Genomic DNA, 4,430 nt, shown 5'->3' with positions numbered 1-4,430 from the left:
GCTTGGTGCTTGGTGCTTGGTGCTTGGTGCTTGGTGCTTGGTGCTTGGTGCTTGGTGCTTGGTGCTTGGTGCTTGGTGCTTGGTGTCAGGTGTTGGGGCGTCCATGGCTGCGGTGTTTTCGTCCAGTTTTGGAATGGCCTTGTTTCCGGCCTTCAACATCTGCTGTGGCTGCCTCCATTGGGCGCTACTTGCCGGGCCAGTCCCGGTTTGTTGATTGGGCAGGCGGGATGAGGCGTGGTGTTGTGCAGGCATGCACCTGAAACCATTGGTTGAAAAACTCGTTCTATAACCAGCCAAGTCAACGCAGGGATATTCCATGCCACTTCTTCATTTCCATGTTGTCAAAGGGCGTAAGCCTGAAGAAATTCGTGCATTGCTCGATACAGCACACGAGGCCATGCTAGAGGCGTTCAAGGTGCCAGCGCGCGACCGCTACCAAATTGTTTCCGAGCATGATCCGGCTCATATGGTTATTGAAGATACCGGCTTGGGCATTCCCCGGACCAATCAGGTCGTGTTGCTGCAAATCACATCGCGCCCCCGCTCCAAGGAGCAGATTACCGCGTTTTACAAGCTTCTGGCAGAGCGATTGCAGGAGCGGTGCGGCCTCCAGCCTTCAGACCTTGTGGTTTCCATTGTGCAGAACGCGGATGAACACTGGAGCTTTGGTCTGGGCCGTGCCCAGTTTGTAACTGGCGAACTGTAAGGCAGAGCGGCGCATAGGCGTTCCGTGGGGCTGGTTGGTGCGGGCAATGCCTCCCCCCCGATCTGGGGCGGTGTGTTACGGGTTGTCCCACCCGGCGCGGAAGGCTGGGCTAATGGCAAACTGCGCTTCAATCCTGTCCATGTGCCGGTGGGCGTCAAAGCAGCCCAGTGCAAATTCTACCGTGCCATCACACTGTCTGGCATGTTGGCCTGCTACGGCATTGAGCCAGTAAATTGCGCCTTTGCGGCGGTCTCCGTGCTGCCCGCCCAACCAGCGGTTCCATTGTATGCGTGCAGTCTGCCCTGCTTTGTAAGGGGCGGTGTTCCGGTCCGTCAGGGCGGAGGGCGCGAACTGCGCCACCATAATATTATCCGGCGGTGGAGGGGAGCCAGCCAGAATCCGCAGGCCGAGTGTGACGGTAATGACGGCCACCAGACTGACCAGAATGCCACGGATAATACGGTTTTCCCGCTGGAGTGCGGTTTGGGGCGCGTTAATGGCGGCCAGTGCTTTGTTGGCTTTTTTTTCGCAGCGCGCACAGCAATAAGGGGCATGGGTTGTATTGAGCATGTCCCGCTCGCACCATGCGCAATGTAAGTTCATCCATGTCCCCGGCAATATGTGCCGCTTGTGTGCGCGAACGGTTTTCGCGCGCTTGATATAGATCAGGGGTCAGTCTGTTGGCTACCCCTTTTACCCACCCATACGGTGCATTGTGTGGGTGGGTCTGTTACGGGGCTGGGCGTTAATCGCGCAGGCGGTCCAGCACACTCTGGCGCAGGGTCTGCTGGCGCTGGATTTCTTCTTCCCGCAGTTTGCGTTTGCGGGCGCGCTCCTGTGCCATGTTCATGCCAAGGTGGGCTTCCCCCCGTTCTGCCGCCAGTTGGGTCTGCCGCTCACGCTCGGCATGGCGGGCACGGTTACGCTCACTTTGCGCTCCATGGCAATGCGGGCAGCTTACCCCGGCTTCGTACTGGTCTGAGGCTTTGTCCTGGGGGGAGAGTGGCGCCCGGCAGGCGTGGCACAGTTCCAGGTTACCGGGCTTTAGGCCGTGGCCAACTGTTACGCGCTGGTCAAACACAAAGCATTCACCACGCCACAGGCTTTCCTCCTGCGGAATGGTCTCCAGATATTTGAGAATGCCGCCCTCAAGGTGGTACACATCGTCCAGCCCTTCCGCCTTGGCAAAGGCGGTGGATTTTTCGCAGCGGATACCGCCCGTGCAGAACATGGCCACACGGGGTTTACGCCCCTGCGCTTCCAACTGGGCGCGTTGTTGGCGGAACCATTCGGGGAACTCGCGGAAAGTTTTTATTTTGGGGTCAACCGCTCCCTCAAACGTACCGACAGCAACTTCATAATCATTGCGGGTGTCGATCAGGATGGTGTCCGGGTGCTGGAGCAGGGCGTTCCAGTCCTTGGGGGCAATGTAGGTGCCAACAATGTGGTTGGGGTCTGTGCCTTCTATCCCCATTGTCACAATTTCTTTTTTCAGGCGGACTTTCATGCGCAAAAATGGCATGGATGGCGCGCGGGAGAACTTGACCACAATATCCGCGCAGCCGGGCAACTGGCGAATATGGGCCAATACGGCCTCTATGCCTGCATCGCTGCCTGCTATGGTCCCGTTAATGCCTTCCCCGGCCAGCAGCAGAATACCCTTTACGCCGTTCTGGTTGCATGTGTGCAGCAGCGGGCCACGTATGGCGGCGGGGTCTTCAAACCCTGTAAAACGATACAGCGCAGCCACGCAGATGGGCATATTGGCGGGGTTTTCAGTGGCGGGTGGGGCAGAACAGGCAGTCACGGCGTATGTTCCTTGCAAGGAAGAAGGCGGTCCGGCCCTGCCAGTGCGCCGTGCTGGCGTAATGCAGCAAACAGCCTGACAGGCTGGCTCCTGCTTTAGCTGGCCACTTCCCTACCCGACAAGTGTTTTTAACACCCTCTTTTGCCCAGCAGACGGGCTTGGCCGGATACGCAAATCTATCTTTTTTGTAGTACTGAACAAATAAAGGGGAATATGCCGTTATATGGCACAATTCAATATATAACGAATGCGGAATGATGTTGACAGCGTCCAAACCCTGTCCTTATTCTGACACTGTAATGAGTAGTTTATTCCATTCAGCACTAACCGTTTTTCATAATGGGAATAAGTGCGTTTGCGAGGAAAGGCAGCATGATCGCGCGGTTTGCACGCTCTGATTTGTTCCATGTTCGGAACCAGATAGTGCGGACTTCAGCATTTGATAACCTCTAGCATGCCCGGGTTTGCAAGGCCCTGGAAGGATGTGTGCTTATGAAAAAGACGCCTTACTGTTCAGCTTTTTTGTTTTCTGGCACCTCCCCCTGTTCAAATGGGGGTTTCCTCTCATCGCCCACAGTCGGGCAGGCTGGGTTTCTGGCCGCGCAACATGCCACGCCAGCATACCGTGCTGGGAATGGACGTGGGAACACACCCTGCTTTCTGCTGGTTCATAAGTAAAAAGAGAGGCAGATCATGCTTGTGGCTGGTTATGATAAAGAAGAACTGACATGACAAATGAGCCTGAACAGCAAAAGAAGAAAGCTCAACGGTATGATCTGGAGGTCGGTACTGCTGTTGTAGCTAGTGCTTTTATTGTTGTTCTTTTACTGCACATTCTTGGCGTGTGGGGCTTGATCCGCGGGATGGGTAATGGCGAAAGCCCGCCTCCGCCGGTGCATCCTCCTATCCAGACGCGGGTTCTGCCGCCGCCTCCGCCGCCACCCCCTCCGCCGCCGCCTCCACCACCGCCGCCGGTTATGACCGTGCCGCCGCCGCCGTTCATTCCGCCGCCAAAGATCGAGGTGCCACCGCCCCCCAAACCACCCATGAAGCACGTGGCCCGTACACCGCCCAAGCAGCCTGTGGCGCCACCCACACAGACCGCCAAGGCGCCACCAGCGGACACGCCGCCCAATGACTCGCCGGACACAACGGCAGGCACATCGCCGCTGAACAGCGTGCGCCCCGTCTACCCGCCAGAAATGGAGGAAGACAACATTGAAGGCCGCGTAACCGTTGTGTGCGATGTGGAAACAACGGGCATGACCAGCAACTGCCGCGTGCAGTCGGTTACGGGTGGTCAGGCATTTGCGCAGGCCGCGCTGGATTACGTGCACAAGGCCCGCTACCGGCCAGCAAGCCGCAACGGTGTGCCTGTGCGGGAATTGAACAAAACGTATGTCATCCGCTTCCGGTTGGATGACTGACGCAGAGCAGACGGCCCGGTCCAGACCGGGCCACCCTGGATAACACAGCAATACGGACCGCCCGGTCCACTCCGGCAGGGGATTATGGGTCCGGGCTTTTGGATGAGGATCTTGAGTAAAATGAGCAGACTGCCCCGTTCTTTTGTGTCAGGTCTTGCCGCTCCGGCTCTTGCGCTGCTGATGAGCACGGCAGCCCCCGTGGCCGCCTTTGCGCAGGATGCAGCCGCCCCCGCCGCCACGGCTCCGGCTCCGGCTGCCCCGGTCGAAGGTGCTGCTGCTCCGGCTGCGGCTCCAGCGGCCACGACCCCGGCTGAAGGCGCTGTTGCACCTGCCCCCGGCCCGGCAACCCCCGCCGCCCCGGATGCCGCCACAACCCCGGCCCCCACCGATGGCACAACGGCCCCGACCCCCGCAGCCGCCGCAGCAGCAGAAGCCCCGGCTCCAGCCGCAGACGCCAAGGATGACGCCAACCCCTACGGCCTGTCCGCCC

The 4,430-nt window shown here is 58.9% G+C and carries 4 protein-coding genes and 1 pseudogene; 3 read left to right on the top strand and 2 right to left on the bottom strand.

Translation table 11 applies throughout. The features are described from left to right. Positions 1-316 precede the first annotated feature (316 nt). Positions 317-706, top strand: a complete 390-nt coding sequence (locus AABE20_RS08575; protein WP_338332680.1) for a tautomerase family protein — start codon at positions 317-319, stop codon at positions 704-706. A 75-nt stretch (positions 707-781) separates the two neighbouring features. On the opposite strand, the gene AABE20_RS08570 is transcribed toward AABE20_RS08575, so the two are convergent. Both AABE20_RS08570 and trhO read right to left on the bottom strand, forming a co-directional pair. Then, positions 782-1,309: a hypothetical protein gene (locus tag AABE20_RS08570; protein ID WP_338332679.1), complete on the bottom strand. Its 528-nt coding sequence runs from the start codon at positions 1,307-1,309 to the stop codon at positions 782-784. 142 nt (positions 1,310-1,451) lie between these two features. Continuing rightward, positions 1,452-2,468, bottom strand: a complete 1,017-nt coding sequence (trhO, locus tag AABE20_RS08565; RefSeq protein WP_338332681.1) for an oxygen-dependent tRNA uridine(34) hydroxylase TrhO — start codon at positions 2,466-2,468, stop codon at positions 1,452-1,454. 773 nt (positions 2,469-3,241) lie between these two features. Between trhO and AABE20_RS08560 the strand changes: the two genes are divergently transcribed. Next, positions 3,242-3,940, top strand: coding sequence for an energy transducer TonB (locus tag AABE20_RS08560; RefSeq protein ID WP_338332678.1), 699 nt, complete (start codon positions 3,242-3,244; stop codon positions 3,938-3,940). A gap of 120 nt (positions 3,941-4,060) precedes the next feature. Further along, positions 4,061-4,430: pseudogene (locus AABE20_RS08555) on the top strand (hypothetical protein); the annotation flags it as partial.

The organism is Acetobacter zythi, assembly GCF_963921165.1.
Classification (GTDB): Bacteria; Pseudomonadota; Alphaproteobacteria; order Acetobacterales; family Acetobacteraceae; genus Acetobacter.
The sequence above is the reverse complement of the archived record's forward strand: the minus strand, read 5'-3'. Positions and strand labels throughout refer to the sequence as shown.